The sequence below is a fragment of the Mesorhizobium sp. M00.F.Ca.ET.216.01.1.1 genome (assembly GCF_004010325.2).
Lineage (GTDB): Bacteria > Pseudomonadota > Alphaproteobacteria > Rhizobiales > Rhizobiaceae > Mesorhizobium.
Genome location: NZ_SADR02000002.1, coordinates 317,509 through 334,971, shown reverse-complemented (window position 1 = coordinate 334,971; position 17,463 = coordinate 317,509). Strand labels below are relative to the sequence as shown.

Sequence of the window (17,463 nt, the reverse complement as noted above, 5' to 3'; positions counted from 1 at the left end):
CTCAGTCGCCCTCGAACAGGTCGGACGGCAGGGCGCGGGTGATCGCCAGGATCATCACTGCGGAGATCGCCACGACGATGAAGGCGACCGCCGAGCCCGTGCCGAAGTCGTACATCGAGAAGCTTTCCTTCCAGATCTGGAAGGAGAGCAGCGTGGTGGCCGTGCCGGGCCCGCCGCCGGTCATGGCGTAGACGAGGTCGTAGGTCGTGAAGGCCGCCAGGGCATTGTAGATCAAAAGCACGACGAACATCGGCTTGATCTCGGGAAAAATCACATAGCGGAAACGCCTGACCGGACTGCGGCAATCGATCGCCGCGGCTTCAAGGGTCTCGGAATTGATGGCCGAAAGCGCCGCCATGATGAGCACCACGGCGAAGGGGATCTGAGTCCAGATATGCGCCACCACGACTGAGATCAGCGCGAGCTTCGGCGAGGTGAGCCAGGGAATGGAGCCGTCGATCGCCCCCAGCGCGCGCAGCGTGCCGTTGAGTACGCCGAAACTGGGATGGAACACCCAGATCCACAGCACCGCGCTGATTGCCCCGGGCAGCACCCATGGCAGGAGCACGATCGAGCGGACGATCCTCGAGCCGAAGAACCGGCGCTGGAGGAACAGGGCGGTCAAGGTGCCGAACACCACCACCAGGGGGGCGGCAATCGCGGTGAAGAGCAGGGAATTGTAAAGCGCATCGAGGAAATAACCGCTCTTGACCACGCGGACATAGTTGTCGATGCCCGTAAACGGCGTGTCGGGGAAAAGCAGCAGCACCGAATGCATGCTGGTCCACAGCGCATAGGCGATCGGATAGATCGTCATCAGCGCGACCGGCAGCAGCGCCGGCAGGAGCCAGATGGCCGGAAAGCGTTGCGTGGTCCACATGGGCAGGTCGGCTTTTCAGTTGGACGGCGAGCGGCCGGTATCGGCAACTCGCCGCTTTTATCGCGGACCTAGCGGCTGGCGAACTGTTCCCGCATCTGGTTCCAGCGCTCCGCGCCGTCCTTCATGACCTGCTCGACGGGAGCTTCGCCGACCATGGCCTTGGCGAGCAGCGGACGGAAATAGGCCGACCATTGCGAGCCCCACTCCGTCCAGGTCCCCGCCCGCGCCGTCGCGACCTGCTGCTTCAGCGTCGGCACGTCGATCCATTTGCCCCAAGCTTCAATGACCGACTGGTCCTCGAACAGCGGAAGCTGCCCGAAGCCGAGGCCCTTCTCTGCGGCCCAGCGCTTGGCGACCGTATAGGGCTTGCCGGCCATGAAGTTGATGAACTTCCAGGCGGCCTCGGCGCGTTCCGGGTCGGCCGCCGTCTTGGCCGTCACCGCATAGAATTTCGAAAAGCCAAGCGTCGTATGTGTCTCGCCCGGCATCGGCGCCAGCGCGAACTGGCCGGCGAGCGGCTGGTCGGCCGCGTTGTTCATCGCCGCCAGTACATAATTATAGACGACGGTGAAGGCATGCTGGCCGGTGTTCATTGCTGGGATGATCTTCGATTCATGCGTTTCAGGCTGAACCAGTCCCTTGGAGAAGGCGTCGGCGAGCCATTGAAGCTGCTTGTACGCGCCGTTCTCGGGATTGTCGAAGATCGCTTTCTGCTCGGCATCGAACAGCTTTGCCCCGCGGCCATAGGCCTGCGCCACGAAAGCATCGAAGAAGTTCGGGAGTTCCTGGGCGTATTCATACGAGATCGGCCGCTCCATGCCGTCCGCCTTGAGCTTCTCGGCGGCAGCCGTCACCTCTTCCCAGGTCTTGGGCACGGCGATGGCCTTCTCCTCCAGGATTTTCTTGTTGTAGATGAAGGAGATCGTATCGGCATAATAGGGCAGGCCGTAGAGCTTGCCCTTGTATGTCATGTCGCTCAGCGCAAATCCGGCGATGTCCTTCTTCAGGTCGTCCACCGCACCCGCCGGCGCGATGTCGTCCAGCGGCACCACGAATCCGGCAGCGGCCCAGGCCGGCAACCAATCCTGACCGCCGTAGATCACGTCGGTGGGGGTGTTACCGCGAAAGCGCAGGACGAGGCTGTCGTGATAGTCCGGCCAGGTATAATCGGTGACCTTCACCTTGATGCCCGGATTGGCGGCCTCGAACTTCCCGACATTGTCCTGGATGGTTTCCAGCGAATAGTTCCACACCACGAATTCCAGCGTGATGTCCCCGGCCAGGGCCGGTTTCGCCAGGAGAGCGCCGGAGATCAGCGCCGCGGCGATCGTCAGCTTGCGAAATTTCATCGAGACACTCCTTCCCCTTGGTGCGCCATGAGCCCGGATCCGCCGGCGCTACCATCAGATGATCGTTGACACCGTACTTCATGATGGAAACTATACGAACCGATCGAGATCAATTGCAACCTTTTTAGGACAGGTCGTAAACTCCGGGACTTTGGGACGCGTGCCGGTCGACGGTGAAGATAGGAGCAACAGATGCGGTGGGAAGAACTGAGCTCTCCGGACGTCGCAGCACTTGACCGGGAGCGCACCGTCCTCATGCTGCCTCTGGGCTCGGTCGAGCAGCATGGCAAGCATATGCCGCTCGGCACCGACACGATGCTAGCCCATGCCGTCGCGCTGGCCGCCGCCGCGCGCGCCGGCGACGCCGCTGTGCTGCCGCCGCCCTGGTTCGGCTTCTCGGCACATCACATGCGTTTTCCCGGCAGTATCACGCTGCGGGCGGAAACGCTGACGGCGGTGGCGGAGGACATCGTCGGATCGCTGGTGCAGCATGGTTTTCGCCGCATCCTGATCGTCAACGGCCATGGCGGGAACGCCGGCGTAATCGACGTGCTGGCCTCGACGCTCGGGCACCGGTTTTATGGCGCCGCGCGGATCGCCGTGCTTACCTATTTCCAGCTGGCGCGGCAGGCGATCGCAGAGCTCAGGCGGTCGAAACCCGGCGGCATGGGCCATGCGTGCGAATTCGAGACGGCGATGGTCCAGCATCTGCGGCCGGACCTGGTGAAGATCGAGAACGCCGAGGCCGCCTATCCCGATCCCGGATCGGCCTATCTGACCACCGATCTCCTGGGCGCGTCGGCAATCCGCATTTATCACGATTTTGCCGACCTCTCGCCCAGTGGCACGCTCGGTGATCCGTCCCTCGCCAGCCCCGAGGCGGGTGCAGCCTTCTTCGAGGCGGTCGCCGATGCGCTCGCTATCTTCATCGATGATTTTCGCAGCTGGCGGATTCCGGAGCCGCGCGCGTGATCGAGCCTCTCAAGGTCGGCGTCATCGGGCTCGGTTTCTTCGGCCTGCGTCATGCGCGCATCTATGCCGAGCATCTCCGCGCCGAACTGGTCGGCGTCTGCGACCGCGATCCGGAGCGGACAAGCGAAGCGACGAGGATCACCGGCGCGGCCGGCTTCGCCGACTATCGGGCGCTGCTCGGCCTGCCCGGCCTTCACGCCGTCAGCATCTGCCTGCCGGATCGGCTGCATGAGGAGGCGGCGATCGCGGCCGCCGAAGCGGGCAAGGCCATCCTGCTCGAGAAGCCGCTCGCGCATACGGCCTCCGCCGCGCGGCGCATCATGGAGGCCGTCGAAAGAAACGGGATTCGGCTGATGGTCGGCCATATATTGCGGTTCGATCCGCGTTATGTGCAGACGTTCCATGCGGCAGCACCGGAACGGCTTGGCGAGCCGATCCATCTGCGCGCCAAGCGCAATGGCATACGCTCGACCGCCAGGCGCCTCGGCGGCGCCAGCTCGATCCTCTTCTACATGGGCGTGCACGACGTCGACGCCATGCAGTGGATCGCGCGCTCCCGCATCCGCCGGGTGTACGCACAGAAGCGTTCGGTGCTCGGCAATGGCAACGAGGATGCGCTCTACGCGGTCGTGAATTTCGAGAATGGCGCGATCGGCAGCATCGACTATTCCTGGGCATGGCCGGACGGGCTGATGAACGGATTCCGTTCGGCGCTGGAAATCGTCGGAACCCGCTCGGCGACGTATCTCGACTGCTCCGATCAGGGGTTCTTCACGGTCGAGGACCAAGGCACCAGCGGCGGCGATACGCATCTGTGGCCCGAGGTCAACGGACGCATTGCCGGCGACCTCGCCGATGAGCTCGACCATTTCGTCAAGGCCACCCTGTCGGGGCAGCCTTACCTGCAGGATCCGCGCGAGGCTCTTGACGCGATCCCCGTGCTCGACGCGCTGGCACGATCGGCGGAAACAGGACTGCCCGTTGAAGTGGAACGCTGATTGGGCCAGATTGCGCCGGAATGGTTGACTTGCCGGATTGATTCTGCTTCTCGCCGGGCAAATCTCGGGACCTGACCTTTGATGGCCTACACAGCGGCATTGCAGGAACTGGCTGCGATAGCGACAAACGACCGGGCGACGCCGTCAATCGTCTACCGCTCGTTGCTGCGCGGCATCAGGGAAGGCCTGATGGTGCCGGGGGCGAAGCTGCCCAACGAACGCGAGCTCGCGCAGCAGCTCAAGACCAGCCGCACCGCTGTGCGTAGCGCGCTTGCCATGATGGAGCGCCAAGGGCTCGTGCACCGGCGGGTCGGCAGCGGCACCTTCCTGGCCGACGATGCGCGCGACATCTTCAGCCGGATGGACCAGACCAATGCCGCGAACCACGACGCGGTCCCTTCCTTTGCCGAGATCGTCGAAGGCCGGCTGCTGTTCGAGCCGGCGATGATGCGTCTCGTCGTGACCCGCGTCGATGACGGCGAGATCGCGGAGATGCGGCGCATCCTGGAGGAAATCCTCTCCGCCCACTGCTGGGAGGATTTCAAGGAGAGCATCTATGCGCTGCACCGGCAAATGTTCGCCAGCACCAAGAACAAGTTCCTGATGCAGATCATGAACAGCATCCTGGGCGACCGGCAGGCGGTCCAGTTCGACGGCCGCGACACGGACAAGCCGGCGCCGGAGCCGGTGCGGAAGCAGACCCACAAGGATCTGCAGCTCATCGTCAATGCGATCGCCGCGCGCGACGCGGCGCGCGCCGAGGAGCTGGTCTCCGACCATCTGATGCGCACGTTCGCCACGATCAACATCTGGCAGTAAGCCGTTACAGAGCCGATGGGATCGATCGGTCGCCGTTCCTGTTGAAGCCGCTGCCCTCGACCAGCCGGAATTGATGGGTCCAGCATCAGATGGGACCCGCTCATGGGCGAAAGCCAGGGATTTCAGGTGTCAGCGAGTAGCTTTCCGTTGCTTGCTGTGCTTTTTGCAGTACTGCCAGAGCATCTCCGGCCTTCCAGTTGTCGGAGAGAGGGCTTCTCAAGGCGGTTGAAGGCGATGCGGCCGGCGATTTAATCCGAAGGGCTGCAGACCTGTGGTGACAGCTACGCGGCCGTCATCGAGCGCGGGACCGTACGGAACAAAGCGGGAAGGTTGACGATTCTGGCCCACGAAAAAGCCAATGAAATCAAGGTTCAAGGCATGTCCTCCGGGCCTACCAATCACTATATATCAGTGGCTTACGCCTAATTCTTCGAGATTGAATTGAGCGTTAACGGATAAGTCAAGGAGTTTTGAAGGAAATGATTTTGGGCCTCTTCGTCAATTTTCTCCTTCTCGTTGATGGCACTCGTCACACGTAGCTTAAGAACTCCGGCTTCGAAAGACCTTCCAACGAGGCATGGGGTAGTCGGCGGCAATGGCGTGCATTTAGGCCGGTTCTGACTTCGGCCGAGGGCTCAAAACACTCGAAGGCGCTCGCCATAAAGGCGCCGCGGGTGAGGGCAGGAGCTGGCTCCTGGGAGAACCGGTCTGGGTCCTCGATCTATGCGCCGTCATATTCGAAGAGGATCGTCTCTGTGCCGCGGGCGCGATTGCTGCACGCCAGTCCGACGGGCGCGTGTGGCCGTCGTCCACATGACCTGAACTGCCGGGTCGAGACCGCCGACATAGGGTGTAGCGATCATGTTTTTCACTTCGCCCGGTATTTGCTCGCATAGTGCTTGGCAAGAACCTTGCGAATCTGCTCAGCAAGGCGCTTGTTGCCGGTCATCGCCCGCGCCTTGTCATCGCCCTTTTTCAGCTTCGGCAGATCGGCGACCGGGCCTCGTTTCGTTGATTTGCGCATCGCAATAGATCAACGCCGTGACGGACAACCGGTTTCGTTCAAAGGACGATCTCCACAGGACTGCCGATCGCGAGACCGAGGTCGCCGTCCGCGCGCCCTTGATTGACAGCAATCTCGGCAAGCCCGTTCGAGTTCTCGTACCAAAACGCCGTGCCCGGCGGACGATCGCTGAAGGTTGTCGCGGCCTCCAGCACGCGATCTGCTGCGGCGAGCCTTGCACCTGCTGGCAGCCTGGCCGCCCTCAGGCCGGTCATGGCATTGCCGAAATGGTCGATATAGACGATCTCGGCGAGGTCCTCCGGCCAGCCTCTACGGCGATCTGCTTCATCCAGGCGCGGCCTTCCGGGCGGCGGCTCACCGTGTGCCAGCATGGCTGCGACCGGGGCAAACAGGTCACGCCCGTGGAAGCTGGCAGACAGGCGCTTTGGCTTCCAGTCGATATCCCAGCTCAACGTCTCAGCCGCGCGGCGCTGGATCAGCTCGAACAGGCCGTTGCCGGGGCCGACATACCAGCGACCGCCGGCCTCGACGATGACCGACGGCCGCGTCCCCCCGACGCCTGGATCAACGACACAGAGAAAGACGGTTCCCGCAGGGAACCATTCCGCGTAGGCCGCCAGCAGGTAGGCCGACGCCTTGGGATTGCCGACCGGCGCATCGGAGAAGAGGTCGATCGCGGGGATACCCGGCGCCATCTGGTGCAGCACAGCCTTCATCTGGCCCGTGTAGGGGCCGTGCAAGCCGAAATCCGTGAACAAGACAATCATGGACAGGCGCCGATTGCGCTGCGATGGACATACAAATAGTCGGCCGGAAGGCGCATCCGCCGGCAGGCCTGAACGGCCGGGTTGGTTTCCATAACGAGGCGATCCGCCAAAGCCCCTGCTTGCCGGACTGCCGCAGCTTCCCACCTGTGCAAGCCGTGCCCAGTGAGCCCCAGCATCGCCTGCACGGAGCAAGGCACCAGATCAACGGCAGCCGCCACCAGTAGGTGCTGTGCCGGCCTCAGCGGCAGCGGCAGGATAAGCGCCGAACGCATGATGGCGAGAAATTTGAGCACGATGGCCGAGCGCTGCAGCCGTCCGGCTGTCGCATGGAACAGCGCTTCAAGCTCGGCTTGCGATCCTGGTGCCCCTGTGGCGCCGAAAAGGCGCGTGGCGGGAACGCCCTCGGCATAACAGCGGTCGCGCTCCGATGCAGAGAGCTGCTGCACATAGGCGTGATAAGCTTGGACAAAGCCGTATGCCGCCGTGCCCTGAACCCAGTTCAGAAGGTCGGGGTCATTGGCGCAATAGAGAAAGATCCGCATGACGCATATCATCAGCCGGGGCCATTGCGATCAGTTGTGTCGCTGATGACCCACAGGCCTTCCTCAATTGCCACAGTTCACATGACCGAAGACCATCATCGCTCATATACTCCCACGAGACCGCCTCGGCGAGGAGATGCTTGCGCGCTTCTTGTTCGACCCCCTGACACGATGGGTCGTTGCCGAGCGGCAGGTGATCGATCTGCAGCGCAAGCGGCCGGAAATGATGGCGGTGTGGGCCGTGGCGATGCGGTGGGTAGGGACCACCTTAACCTGGTCGCCGGAAATCGTTGGTTGCCTGCTTGAAGCCTTGTTTGCCGGCGTGCTGGGCAGCGCCTTCGGCCAACTCTGCACAATCGGCCGCAATGTCATAGGCCGCCCAGTGATGCCAGATCCCAGCCGGAGCGTCTGGATCATCGCAGAGAAGGACAAAGCTGCGGGTTCCGGCCGGAGCGCCGGTCCAGCCGAGGGCAGGGGAACGATCCTCACCGTCGCAAGTGAAACGCCGCGGGATCGTCGTGCCGTTCGCAAAGCTGCTTGAACTGAGCTGCATGGGTCGCCCCTAACGCTGGTGCTTCGCCGCGCAACACTCAATCCCAAAACGCTAGGTGTCAGGCAGAACTGGCAGGAAGCGCGGGCGTCGCCTTGAGGCTGCGTTCCGACACCAGTTTCACGGTTGATCTGACGCAAGGATAAGCGCTCTATCGAAAATGTACGAGACAATATTGAATGGCAGTTCCTTTCTCCTGCCGTCCCGTTTAAGCGCCGCGCCGCACACATCGTAGCCAGTGATGGCAAGGCTGTGATAGGATTGCACGAGTTGCGCCGTCGTTGGCAATTGCCATGCGCGCGCAGTCTGACAACTGCACAGTGCTAATCGGGTCGCGGGTCTCGTCCCGTTGAACGAGTGGCCTCGGATCATGGAACTCGTCGTTGCTCTTGGGCTGATCGTCTTCAAGGTCGCGTTGCTGATTGCGATCCTGCTGCTGCTGCCCTTGCCGCTGACCTGGCTGGAACGCAAGGTCGCGGGGCACATGCAGCAGAGGATGGGGCCGATGCGTGTGGGATGGCATGGGCTGCTGCAGCCGGTGGCGGACGGGATCAAGCTCTTGACCAAAGAGGACCACATCCCGGCTGAGGCCGACCGCTTCCTGTTCAAATTGGCGCCAATCCTGGCGCTCGCCCCGCCCTTCGTGGTGTTCGTCGCTGTCCCCTTCGGCGAATCCGTCTCGGTCCTCGGCACTGAGATCACTCTCTATGTCTCCAACATGAACGTGGCGCTCCTTTTCGTCTTTGCGGTGATCGGGATTGAGGTCTATGGCGTCATCTTCGGCGGCTGGGCGGCGAACAGCAAATACGCTGTCCTGGGCAGCCTCAGGACCTGCGCTCAGATGATCAGCTACGAGATCCCGATGGGGTTCGCGGTCATCGGCGTGGTGATGTTGGCGCAATCCATGAGCCTGCTCGAGATCGTGCGAGCGCAAGCCGATGTCTGGAACATCGTCTACCAACCGGTCGGGTTCTTCGTGTTCTTCGTCGCCGGGCTGGCCGAATCGCAGCGCATTCCCTTCGACCTGGCGGAAGCGGAAGGCGACCTGGGGGCCGGGTTCCATACCGAATACAGCGGTATCCGCTTTGCGTTCTTCATGGTCAGTGAATACGCCATCATGCTTTTGACGTCGGTCCTGGCGGTAATCCTGTTCTTCGGCGGCTGGAACGGCGTGCTGGTCCCGTTGCCACCGCTCCTCTGGTTCGTGCTCAAGGTCGCGTTCTTCGTCTATGTGTTTATCTGGTTTCGCTTCACTTTCCCGCGCTACCGCTACGACCAATTGATGGCGATCGGGTGGAAGGTCTTGCTTCCTCTGTCAATGGCGAACATAATCATAACCGGTGTTGCTTTCCTTTAGGGGCTGCAACGAGGCGACAATGTCGCGCGCACTGGACAGAACTGGAATATGGATCGGCTGGGCGTTCTTCGCCGATCTGGCGAATGCCTTGGCGCTGACCTTCGGCTACATGTTCTCCAGACCCGTGACCATGCAGTATCCGGACAAGGAAAAATGGTTGCCCTATTCGCGTTACCGCGGGCATCACTTCCTGAAGCGCGACGACGAGGGCGAGATCAAATGCGTAGCTTGCGAGCTCTGCGCGCGGATTTGTCCCTGTTACTGCATTGAAGTCATCCCCTACGAGGACGAGAAGGGCAACCGACACCCAGCAAAATTCGAGATCGACATGGCCCGGTGCCTGTTCTGCGGGCTGTGCGAGGACGCCTGTCCGGCCGACGCGATCGCGCTTGGCCAACAATACGAATTCTCGAGTTTTTCCTCGCGTGACCTTGTGATCGGGCGTGACGATCTGCTCGGCAAGCCGGGCAAGGCGGCGACCGGAGGCGGTGTGGTTTCTGCACGCCTGAACACCGAGCAGGACGTGCTGGTCGAGACGAGCGAGCCGCAGGGGTACAACTGGTGGCGGAATATCCGACGAACGTGAAAGGCGCGCCGGCTGGCAAGCCGGAGCGCGCAGACAGGAGGCTCAGATGCTGGTCTGCCAAATCTTGAAGACCAAGGCTCCCGAGGTCGTCTCAGTCACTCCAGGTCAAACGATGGTGGAAGTGCTACGGCTGTTTCGGGAGAACAACATCGGCTTCGTGATCGTCAGCCGTTTCCCCGGGGATTGCCTGGGCACGCTGTCGGAGCGGGACTGCTGCAATGCGGTGGCTAAACACGGAACCAACGCGCCCTTGATGCGGGTCGCTGATATCATGAACCGCAGTGTGGCGACCTGTTCGACACAGGATTTGCTACCCTCGGTGATGGCGATGATGACAGAACGGCGCACGCGCCATGTGCTGGTCATGGATGGCGGCACCCCTGTCGGCGTGGTGAGCATCGGCGACGTGGTCAAGCACCGGCTCGACGAATTGCAGAGCAACGAGCAGGTGCTATACGACTACATCGCCGGGACCGGCTATCACTGACGACGCCGGCTCGAGGTGCAGGGGCAGGGCAGGCTGCCGACGGGGAGCCCGTAGTGCCTCAGCCCAGATTTGCAGGCCGCGCCTCCGCCCCGGCCACGTTGGCGATCTCAAAGACCGCGTACGCCATTTGAACTTCCACCGGACATGGGTATTCGCCCCGCCGCATAAGGCTGTTGAGACGCAGGGATCTGTAGTTTTCGGGAACGAACACGAGGCCCCTGGGAAAACGCTTGTTGACCTTGAGCTTCGCCGTCAGTTCGCCCTGGGCGGATCGCACGACCACCTGATCATCATCCGCAAGACCAAGCTGCGCTGCATCCGGCGCGCTCATCTCGACATATGGGTCATCCGCGACCGTATTCAGGACCTCCGAGCGCTCGGAAAGATATCCGTTGTGGAACAGGCAGTTGCCGGTGACCAGCATGAGCCGGTCGGCTGCAATGGGGGCAGGCGGGAGGGCGAAGAACTCGCCAACCGGTGGCGCAAGGGCCGCCTTCGTGAATACTCCGTCGGCGCCAAGCCCGTCCTGCGTCAACCCCTGGTAGGCCGGAACCAGCCGGGCAATCTCGCCGAAGATTTCGCCTTGGATCGACGGCCGCAACGCTTGGCCGCGAAGCGTCGCAACGAAGTCGAATATCGCCAGATTGTCCCGCGCCTCGAGGGCTGGTTCGCGGAACTTGCAGACCTTCTGGGTCCGGCCTTCGTTGTTGGTAAACGTGCCGGATTCCTCGCCATAACCCGCCGCGGGCAGCACGACATCCGCCAGGCCCGCTGTATCCGTGAGGAACGCGTCCTGCACGATCAGGAGATCGGCGGCACGAAGCGCCCGTTGCACGAATCCCCGGTCGGGATAGGACATCAGGGGGTCGCTTCCGGCGATATAGAGCGCACCCATTCGCTTCCTGTCACAGAGTTCCAGCATGGCGTCGAAATCCACGCCCGGTTCAGACGGGATTTCGGCGCCCCAGGCCCGTTCGAGAACTGCGCGCGCCGCATCATTGGCGAGCGCGCGTAGCCCCGGCAGCGCCGCCGGCAGAACGCCCATGTCCCAGGCGCCCAGTTGGTTGGCACGGTCGAAGAGGAACTGCATCGCCGGGCCCTTACCGAGTGCGCGGAGAACCTGCAAAAGGTTGTTGAGCTGCTGCAACGTCGCACGCGCCAGGGGCGATCTTAGGAGGTCGGCGCTGACAAGCACGGTGACGCTCCGGCCTTCCAGCAGCGCTGCGGCCAGGCGGTCCGGACCGTCACTATCGGTGGCCGCGGCCGGCCGGCCGGCTGTCGCGCCGATGTCCGCAAAAACATCGCCCGGCAATGCCTGACCAGCCGCCCCTAGCCCGGTCACCACCGCGGCAAGGCCCTGAGCCTCACCGCCCGGCGGCACGCGAACGACTGCCCGCGCATCGGCGTCCAGACGGGATGGCCGCGCCGAGAGCATCAGTAACCTGGTCTGTCGCCGACGCGCACAGTCCCGCAGCAAATATTCGGTGACTGGGTTTTCGTCCGTCACGTTGCCACCGACGACAAGCACACAGTCGTTGCCGATCACCTCCTCCAGCGGTGCGCGTGTGTAGAAGGCGGCCACCAACGGGCCGAGCATATCAAAGGGCGTGGACCAGCGCGAGGAGCAGTCGATATTGTTGGTCCGGAATGCTGTCCGCATCAGCTTCTGGAACTGATAAAGCACCTCGTTGGGCAGGCGCGGGGAGGCCAGCCCGCCCGCGGCCTTGCTGTCGACGGTCGACAGCCGCCGGCGTAGGTAGTCCCCCGCTTCGTTCCAGGAAACCGGAACCAGGATCCCGTCACGGCGGATCATCGGCCGTTTGATCCGGTCCTGACTCCCGACGAAGTCGAGGCCGAAGCGCCCGCGCACGCAGAGCGTTTCGCGGTTGACTCCGTGCTCCACCTTCGAGCGGACCCGCATGAACTCGCCCTTGCGCGCGCCGACGGTAAGTTGGCAGCCGGTGCCGCAGTGCGGGCAGACCGTGTCGGTCTCGACCAGATCCCAGGGTCGCGCCTTGTAGCGATAGGGGAAGCTCATCAGCGCGCCGACCGGGCAGACCTCGACGCAATTGCCGCACTGATCGCAACTCGCGAGACTGCCCTCGAAGCCAGTGACAGCGGTATCCATGCCTTTTTCAACGGTGCCCAAGGCGACCGCGCCGACGACTTCTTCGCACATCCGGACGCAGCGCTGGCACTGGATGCAGCGGTTGACGTTCATGATGATGACCGGGCTGAGACGGATATCCTCGGAGTGGAACACACGCTTGGCATCGCGGAACCGGCTTGCGCGGGGCCCGTACGCCATCACCATGTCTTGAAGCTCGCACTCGCCACCCTTGTCGCAGATCGGGCAGTCGAGGGGGTGGTTGGCGAGCAGCATGTCGAGCATGGAAGAGCGCGTTTCGTCGATCAGCCGCGTGTTCGTGCGCACCACCATGCCGTCGGTGACCGCGGTGGCGCAAGAAGGCTGTAGCCGCCGCTGCCCCTCGATCTCCACCAGGCACATGCGGCAGGAGGCCAGCGCCGGCAGCCGCTTCAGGTAGCAGAAGGTCGGGATGTCGATGCCCAAACGCTCGGCAGCCTGGAGCACCGTAGAGCCCGCCGCCACTTCCACCGTTCGTTCATCGATTGTCACGCTAACCATGTCTTTCCTCGCGGTCCTCTCCTTGCGTCTTCGTCAGTGAAACGGGCACCTCCGCTCCTCGATATGAGCGACGAATTCATGCTCGAAATGGGCCAGTGCTGCCCGCAGGCCCATCGCCGCTCCGTCGCCCAGAGCGCAGAACGTGTTGCCGAAAATGCCTTTGCAGAGCGCCTCCAGCTGTTCCAGATCGCCCGGCGCGCCCTGGCCCGCCTCGACCCGGCGCAGCACTTTCACGACCCAGTTCAGCCCTTCGCGGCAAGGCGTGCACTTGCCACAGGACTCGTGGTGGAAGAACTCGATGATCCGGGTGGCGACTTTGACGATGCAGGTCGAGTCGTCGATCACGATCACCCCGGCCGAGCCGAGCATCGAGCCAGCGGCGGCCAGCGAGTCGAAGTCCATTCCGACGTCCAGCCCGCGCTCCGGGATCAGCGGCGCCGAGACCCCGCCTGGGATCACCGCCTTGAGCTTGCGCCCCGGTAGCGGCCCACCGGCGCAGTCCTCGACCAGTTCGCGCAGCGGTATCCCCATTGGCAGCTCGTAAAGGCCCGGTTTCCGCACCTGTCCGCTGAGGCAATAGAGCTTCGGGCCGGGGCTCTTGTCCGGGCCGATGCCGCGGAACCAGTCCGGCCCTCGCGCCACGATATGGGGTACGCAGGCCAGCGTCTCGACGTTGTTGATCACGGTCGGGCTGGCGTAGAGCCCTTCGACCGCCGGAAACGGCGGTTTCAGACGCGGCTGCGCCCGCTTGCCTTCGAGCGAGTCGAGCATCGCGGTCTCCTCGCCGCAGATATAGGCGCCGGCGCCGCAATGGATGTGCACGACGAAGCTGAAATCCGAGCCCAGAATCCGTGTTCCCAGATAACCCTTCGCATGAGCCTCGGCGATCGCCTGCTCCAGCCGCGAGATCGCCAGCGTGTATTCCCCACGGATGTAGACATAGGCGGTTTCCGCTCCTATCGCGTAGGCGCTGATCGCCATGCCTTCGATCAGTTGGTGCGGGTCACGCTCCATGATGATCCGATCCTTGAAGGTGCCCGGCTCGCCCTCATCAGCGTTGCAGCATAGGTATTTCGGCTTGCCAGCACGCTTGGGCACGAAGCTCCATTTCATGCCCGTCGGAAATCCGGCTCCGCCGCGACCGCGCAGGTTGGAATTCTTGACAAGGTCGATGATCTCGTCAGGCGTGTGCTCCCGTAGCGCCTTGGCCAGCGCCTGGTAGCCGCCGCCGGCCTCGTAGGTCGCGAGCAGATGGCCATCCGGCACGTCCACGTTCCTGAGAAGGACCGGTTCGAACATGGCGCTATTCTCCCTGCGGTCCTGCGGCGGCGAGATCGGCGCCAGTCGCTTGCCGCACCGTCGCGCGCAGCCTGTCCAGGAGCGCGTCGATCCGCGCCATGTCGAGGTCGCCGTGATAGTCGTCGCCGACCTGCATCACCGGGGCCATCTCGCAAGCGCCGAGGCATTCGACGGTCGAAAGCGTGAATAGCCCGTCTGGGGTCGTGCCGCCCTTCTTGATGCCGAGCACCTCCTCCAGATGCCTCAGCAGGTCGTCGGATCGGCGCAGCATGCAGGAGACGTTGTCGCAGAGCTGCAGGTGGAAAATGCCCACCGGCTCGGTATGGAAGAGGGTGTAGAAGGTCGCCAGTTCGTAGACCCAGATCCGCTCGACGCCGAGGATGTCGGCGACCTCTTCCAGCACCGGGCCCGGCAGATGGCCACGTTCCCTCTGCGCGATCAGAAGCGCGGGCATGATCGCCGAACGCTGGTCGGGATACCGCGCCGCCGCCTCTTCGATCTTTTCGCGCATGGTCATCGCGTCCAAATCCTCTGCTACTTGTCCACTTCCGCCATCACGGGGTCGAGGCTGCCGAGCACGGCGATCATGTCCGCCAGGTAGTGCGCGTTGGTGACCCCGAAGAGTGCCTGTAGGTTGACGAACGAAGGTGCCCGCACCTTCATGCGGAACGGTTTTGGCGACCCGTCGCTGATGATGTAGAAGCCGAGCTCGCCCTTTGGCGCCTCGATCGCCGAATAGACCTCGCCCTTCGGCACCTTGAAGCCATAGGCCGACAGGTCGAAATGCTGGATCAGCGCCTCCATCGAGCAGTGCACCCGATCCTTGTCGACCGGGAAGGCAATTGTCGGCATGTCGATCTGGAACGGCCCGTCGGGCATCTGGTCAAGGCATTGCTCGATAATCCGGACGCTCTCGCGCATTTCCTCGACGCGGCATCGCCAGCGTGCGTAGCAATCGCCTTCATCGCGGGTAACAACATTGAACGCGAGCCGGTCGTAGATCTCATAGGGCTCGTCGCGGCGGATGTCCCAGTCGACGCCCGAGGCGCGCAGGTTCGGGCCACTCAGGCCCAGATCGATGCCGTCCGCGGCGGAGATCACGCCGATCCCCTGCGTGCGTTTCAGGAACACCCGGTTGTTATCGACCAGCCGTTCATAGTCGCGGATCCGGTTCGGGAAGATGTCGCAGAACTCCCGGATCTTGGGGAAGAACCCGTCGGGCAGATCCTCGCGCACACCGCCGACCCGACAGAAGGAGGTGTGCATCCGCGCCCCGCTGATCATCTCCAACAGGTCCATGATCATTTCGCGCTCGCGCATGGCGTAAAGCAGCGCGGTCATGGCGCCCAGGTCCAGCGGGAGCGCGCCGGTGATCAGGAGATGACCTGAGATCCGCGCCAGTTCGGCCATCAGCACGCGGATATATTGCGCGCGGATCGGCGCTTCGATGCCCAGGAGCTTCTCCACCGCTAGTGCGAAGGCCAGGTTGTTCGAGGGCGGGCAGAGATAGTCGAGCCGGTCGGTCAGCGGGAAGATCTGGGTGTAGGTGAAGCTCTCGGCCAGTTTCTCGGTGCCGCGGTGGAGGTAGCCGATATGCGGGTCCACGCGTGCGACATATTCGCCGTCCAACTCAAGGACGAGCCGCAGCACCCCATGCGTGCTGGGATGCTGCGGACCGAGGTTGAGAAGCACCTCCTTGGTGTGGGGCGCATCGGCTTCTGGCCAGCTCAGTTCCGTGACTTCGGTCATCTCAAGTCCCGGTGGAACGGCCTCCCTATGGAATGTCCTTGGTGGCAAGGTCGGGCTGCGTCGGCGGCGGGCCTTCGGCGCCAAACGGGTTCAGCTTGTCCTTGTAGCCCCGGAGCGGAAAGTCCTTGCGCTGCGGGAAGCCCTCGAACCCTTCCCACATATAGATCCGGCGCAGGTCGGGGTGGCCCTCGAATCTGATCCCGTACATGTCCCAGGCCTCGCGCTCGTGCCAATTGGCGGTGCGCCAGACCCCCGTCACCGACGGGACCCGCGGCGGATCGCCGAGGCGGCACTTGATGCGCACGCGCCATTTGTTCGTCAGCGAACAGAGGTGGTACACCGCCTCGTAGCGCGGGGCCTCGGGGTGATGGTCGACCCCGCAGATGTCGGACAGGAAATCGAACCGCAGCGCCGGGTGTTCCTTGAGGAACCGGCAAAGCTCGACGATCATGTCAGGCGGAACGGCGAAAGCGTGAACCCCATGCGAAAAGCCCAGCTCCTCGATTGCCTCCCCGAAACGTTCCGCGATCAGGGTGCGGATGAGGGACGTCTCCACGCTCATGGCACCGCGACCCGGTCCAGAGGCGTTCCGGCCAGCGCCCTGGATTTCTTGATCTTCTCCTGAAGCAGGAGGAAGCCGTGCATCAGCGCCTCGGGCCGCGGCGGGCAGCCGGGCACATGCACGTCCACCGGCACGAAGGTCTCCGCCCCCTGCACCACGGCATAGGTGTTGTAGACCCCGCCCGAGATGGCGCAGGTGCCCATGGCAATAACCCAGCGCGGCTCCGGCATCTGGTCATAGAGCCGGCGCACCACGGGCGCGAATTTCCGCGTTATGGTGCCGGCGATGATCATTACGTCGGACTGGCGCGGCGACGGCCGGAACACCACGCCAAAGCGGTCGAGATCGTAGCGGGCACACCCCGCCGAGATCATCTCGATGGCGCAGCAGGCAATGCCGAAGGTTTCGGGCCACAGCGCCGACCTTCGGCTCCAGCTGATCAGGCTGTCGGCCGTGGTGAACAGCACGCTGTCGCGGATCGCGTTGTTTACGCCTCCCATTCCAGCGCCCCCTTCAGCCAAGCGTAGCCGAAGCCCACGAGAAGCAGCAAGATGAAGATGAACATCTCGACATAGCCGACCAGCCCGATCTCTTTCAGGACGACGGCCCAGGGAAAGAGAAACATCGTCTCGACATCGAAGACGACAAACAGGATCGCGAGGATGAAGAACTGCACCCTGAAGCGGCCTCCGGCGGCTTCGCCCGCCGGGTCCATGCCGCATTCATAGGGCATGTTCTTCGCGGGATAGGGATTGGACGGGCGCAGTAGCGAGGAGACAAAAAGCGTAACCATCGCCACCAGAACAATTCCGGCGACCATGAAAAGAACCGGCAGGAACTCCATTCCGGTCACGTCGCGTAGCCCCGGTCACCTA

General features: G+C 63.1%; 19 protein-coding genes. 6 read left to right on the top strand and 13 right to left on the bottom strand.

The annotated features are described in order from the left end of the window. Nucleotide 1: 1 nt before the first annotated feature. Both EN859_RS04420 and EN859_RS04415 read right to left on the bottom strand, forming a co-directional pair. Nucleotides 2-880, bottom strand: a complete 879-nt coding sequence (locus EN859_RS04420; RefSeq protein ID WP_127851703.1) for a sugar ABC transporter permease — start codon at nucleotides 878-880, stop codon at nucleotides 2-4. Nucleotides 881-948: 68 nt separating this feature from the next. Beyond that, entirely contained in the window at nucleotides 949-2,229 is a 1,281-nt protein-coding gene (locus tag EN859_RS04415; protein WP_127851702.1) for a sugar ABC transporter substrate-binding protein, read from the bottom strand. Between the two features lie 192 nt (nucleotides 2,230-2,421). Here EN859_RS04415 and EN859_RS04410 point away from each other — a divergent pair, with 192 nt between their 5' ends. From EN859_RS04410 to EN859_RS04400, 3 genes are all read left to right on the top strand, one after another. Next, nucleotides 2,422-3,201: a creatininase family protein gene (locus tag EN859_RS04410; protein WP_127851701.1), complete on the top strand. Its 780-nt coding sequence runs from the start codon at nucleotides 2,422-2,424 to the stop codon at nucleotides 3,199-3,201. Continuing rightward, entirely contained in the window at nucleotides 3,198-4,199 is a 1,002-nt protein-coding gene (locus EN859_RS04405; protein ID WP_127851700.1) for a Gfo/Idh/MocA family oxidoreductase, read from the top strand. Before EN859_RS04410 ends, EN859_RS04405 begins: the two co-directional genes overlap by 4 nt. 162 nt (nucleotides 4,200-4,361) lie before the next feature. Then, the gene (locus EN859_RS04400; RefSeq protein WP_210237679.1) at nucleotides 4,362-5,018 is read left to right on the top strand and encodes an FCD domain-containing protein; all 657 of its coding nucleotides are present in this window, start codon (nucleotides 4,362-4,364) and stop codon (nucleotides 5,016-5,018) included. Nucleotides 5,019-5,886: 868 nt separating this feature from the next. Here the strand turns inward: EN859_RS04400 and EN859_RS37985 are convergent. The 4 genes from EN859_RS37985 to EN859_RS39045 form a co-directional block, all read right to left on the bottom strand. Beyond that, nucleotides 5,887-6,042 (bottom strand): hypothetical protein, encoded by a 156-nt coding sequence (locus tag EN859_RS37985; RefSeq protein WP_189501692.1) that lies wholly within the window; start codon nucleotides 6,040-6,042, stop codon nucleotides 5,887-5,889. Nucleotides 6,043-6,080: 38 nt separating this feature from the next. After that, on the bottom strand, nucleotides 6,081-6,809 hold the full coding sequence (locus tag EN859_RS04390) for an SAM-dependent chlorinase/fluorinase (RefSeq protein ID WP_127851698.1): 729 nt from the start codon (nucleotides 6,807-6,809) through the stop codon (nucleotides 6,081-6,083). Further along, entirely contained in the window at nucleotides 6,806-7,351 is a 546-nt protein-coding gene (locus tag EN859_RS04385) for an oxygenase MpaB family protein (RefSeq protein ID WP_189501690.1), read from the bottom strand. The genes EN859_RS04390 and EN859_RS04385 overlap by 4 nt, the downstream gene beginning before the upstream one ends. Nucleotides 7,352-7,619: 268 nt before the next feature. Further along, entirely contained in the window at nucleotides 7,620-7,904 is a 285-nt protein-coding gene (locus EN859_RS39045; RefSeq protein WP_245525467.1) for a YbhB/YbcL family Raf kinase inhibitor-like protein, read from the bottom strand. A gap of 367 nt (nucleotides 7,905-8,271) precedes the next feature. Between EN859_RS39045 and nuoH the strand changes: the two genes are divergently transcribed. Genes nuoH through EN859_RS04365 form a run of 3 tightly spaced genes read left to right on the top strand, consistent with a single transcriptional unit; the run spans nucleotide 8,272 to nucleotide 10,331 of the window. Further along, on the top strand, nucleotides 8,272-9,258 hold the full coding sequence (nuoH, locus tag EN859_RS04375; protein WP_127851696.1) for an NADH-quinone oxidoreductase subunit NuoH: 987 nt from the start codon (nucleotides 8,272-8,274) through the stop codon (nucleotides 9,256-9,258). A 19-nt stretch (nucleotides 9,259-9,277) separates the two neighbouring features. Continuing rightward, entirely contained in the window at nucleotides 9,278-9,844 is a 567-nt protein-coding gene (locus tag EN859_RS04370) for an NADH-quinone oxidoreductase subunit I (protein WP_127851695.1), read from the top strand. A 46-nt stretch (nucleotides 9,845-9,890) separates the two neighbouring features. Then, complete coding sequence (locus tag EN859_RS04365; RefSeq protein WP_127851694.1) at nucleotides 9,891-10,331, top strand: CBS domain-containing protein; 441 nt, start codon at nucleotides 9,891-9,893, stop codon at nucleotides 10,329-10,331. Nucleotides 10,332-10,389: 58 nt separating this feature from the next. Here EN859_RS04365 and nuoG read toward each other — a convergent pair whose 3' ends face one another. The 7 genes from nuoG to EN859_RS04330 are packed head-to-tail and all read right to left on the bottom strand — an operon-like array spanning nucleotide 10,390 to nucleotide 17,441. Then, on the bottom strand, nucleotides 10,390-12,978 hold the full coding sequence (gene nuoG, locus EN859_RS04360) for an NADH-quinone oxidoreductase subunit NuoG (protein WP_127851693.1): 2,589 nt from the start codon (nucleotides 12,976-12,978) through the stop codon (nucleotides 10,390-10,392). 33 nt (nucleotides 12,979-13,011) lie between these two features. Beyond that, entirely contained in the window at nucleotides 13,012-14,277 is a 1,266-nt protein-coding gene (gene nuoF / locus EN859_RS04355) for an NADH-quinone oxidoreductase subunit NuoF (protein WP_127851692.1), read from the bottom strand. Nucleotides 14,278-14,281: 4 nt separating this feature from the next. After that, nucleotides 14,282-14,794, bottom strand: a complete 513-nt coding sequence (gene nuoE / locus EN859_RS04350; protein WP_127851691.1) for an NADH-quinone oxidoreductase subunit NuoE — start codon at nucleotides 14,792-14,794, stop codon at nucleotides 14,282-14,284. 17 nt (nucleotides 14,795-14,811) lie between these two features. Then, nucleotides 14,812-16,026 (bottom strand): NADH dehydrogenase (quinone) subunit D, encoded by a 1,215-nt coding sequence (gene nuoD, locus EN859_RS04345; RefSeq protein ID WP_127851690.1) that lies wholly within the window; start codon nucleotides 16,024-16,026, stop codon nucleotides 14,812-14,814. A 25-nt stretch (nucleotides 16,027-16,051) separates the two neighbouring features. Further along, a complete protein-coding gene (locus EN859_RS04340; RefSeq protein ID WP_127851689.1) occupies nucleotides 16,052-16,588 on the bottom strand; it encodes an NADH-quinone oxidoreductase subunit C in 537 nt (178 codons plus the stop codon). After that, the gene (locus tag EN859_RS04335; protein WP_111547966.1) at nucleotides 16,585-17,088 is read right to left on the bottom strand and encodes an NADH-quinone oxidoreductase subunit B; all 504 of its coding nucleotides are present in this window, start codon (nucleotides 17,086-17,088) and stop codon (nucleotides 16,585-16,587) included. The genes EN859_RS04340 and EN859_RS04335 overlap by 4 nt, the downstream gene beginning before the upstream one ends. Then, nucleotides 17,076-17,441 carry an NADH-quinone oxidoreductase subunit A gene (locus tag EN859_RS04330; protein ID WP_127851688.1) on the bottom strand — a complete coding sequence of 122 codons (366 nt, stop codon included), beginning with the start codon at nucleotides 17,439-17,441 and terminating at the stop codon, nucleotides 17,076-17,078. The genes EN859_RS04335 and EN859_RS04330 overlap by 13 nt, the downstream gene beginning before the upstream one ends. Nucleotides 17,442-17,463 lie beyond the last annotated feature (22 nt).

Excerpts from the sequence above, each read along its gene's own strand:
- EN859_RS04410 (WP_127851701.1), top strand. The coding sequence starts at position 2,422 with ATGCGGTGGGAAGAACTGAGCTCTCCGGACGTCGCAGCACTTGACCGG.
- nuoH (WP_127851696.1), top strand. The coding sequence starts at position 8,272 with ATGGAACTCGTCGTTGCTCTTGGGCTGATCGTCTTCAAGGTCGCGTTG.
- nuoD (WP_127851690.1), bottom strand. The coding sequence starts at position 16,026 with ATGACCGAAGTCACGGAACTGAGCTGGCCAGAAGCCGATGCGCCCCAC.
- EN859_RS04385 (WP_189501690.1), bottom strand. The coding sequence starts at position 7,351 with ATGCGGATCTTTCTCTATTGCGCCAATGACCCCGACCTTCTGAACTGG.
- nuoF (WP_127851692.1), bottom strand. The coding sequence starts at position 14,277 with ATGTTCGAACCGGTCCTTCTCAGGAACGTGGACGTGCCGGATGGCCAT.
- EN859_RS04415 (WP_127851702.1), bottom strand. The coding sequence starts at position 2,229 with ATGAAATTTCGCAAGCTGACGATCGCCGCGGCGCTGATCTCCGGCGCT.
- nuoG (WP_127851693.1), bottom strand. The coding sequence starts at position 12,978 with ATGGTTAGCGTGACAATCGATGAACGAACGGTGGAAGTGGCGGCGGGC.
- EN859_RS04340 (WP_127851689.1), bottom strand. The coding sequence starts at position 16,588 with ATGAGCGTGGAGACGTCCCTCATCCGCACCCTGATCGCGGAACGTTTC.
- EN859_RS37985 (WP_189501692.1), bottom strand. The coding sequence starts at position 6,042 with ATGCGCAAATCAACGAAACGAGGCCCGGTCGCCGATCTGCCGAAGCTG.
- nuoE (WP_127851691.1), bottom strand. The coding sequence starts at position 14,794 with ATGACCATGCGCGAAAAGATCGAAGAGGCGGCGGCGCGGTATCCCGAC.
- EN859_RS04420 (WP_127851703.1), bottom strand. The coding sequence starts at position 880 with ATGTGGACCACGCAACGCTTTCCGGCCATCTGGCTCCTGCCGGCGCTG.
- EN859_RS04335 (WP_111547966.1), bottom strand. The coding sequence starts at position 17,088 with ATGGGAGGCGTAAACAACGCGATCCGCGACAGCGTGCTGTTCACCACG.
- EN859_RS04365 (WP_127851694.1), top strand. The coding sequence starts at position 9,891 with ATGCTGGTCTGCCAAATCTTGAAGACCAAGGCTCCCGAGGTCGTCTCA.
- EN859_RS04370 (WP_127851695.1), top strand. The coding sequence starts at position 9,278 with ATGTCGCGCGCACTGGACAGAACTGGAATATGGATCGGCTGGGCGTTC.
- EN859_RS04390 (WP_127851698.1), bottom strand. The coding sequence starts at position 6,809 with ATGATTGTCTTGTTCACGGATTTCGGCTTGCACGGCCCCTACACGGGC.
- EN859_RS39045 (WP_245525467.1), bottom strand. The coding sequence starts at position 7,904 with ATGCAGCTCAGTTCAAGCAGCTTTGCGAACGGCACGACGATCCCGCGG.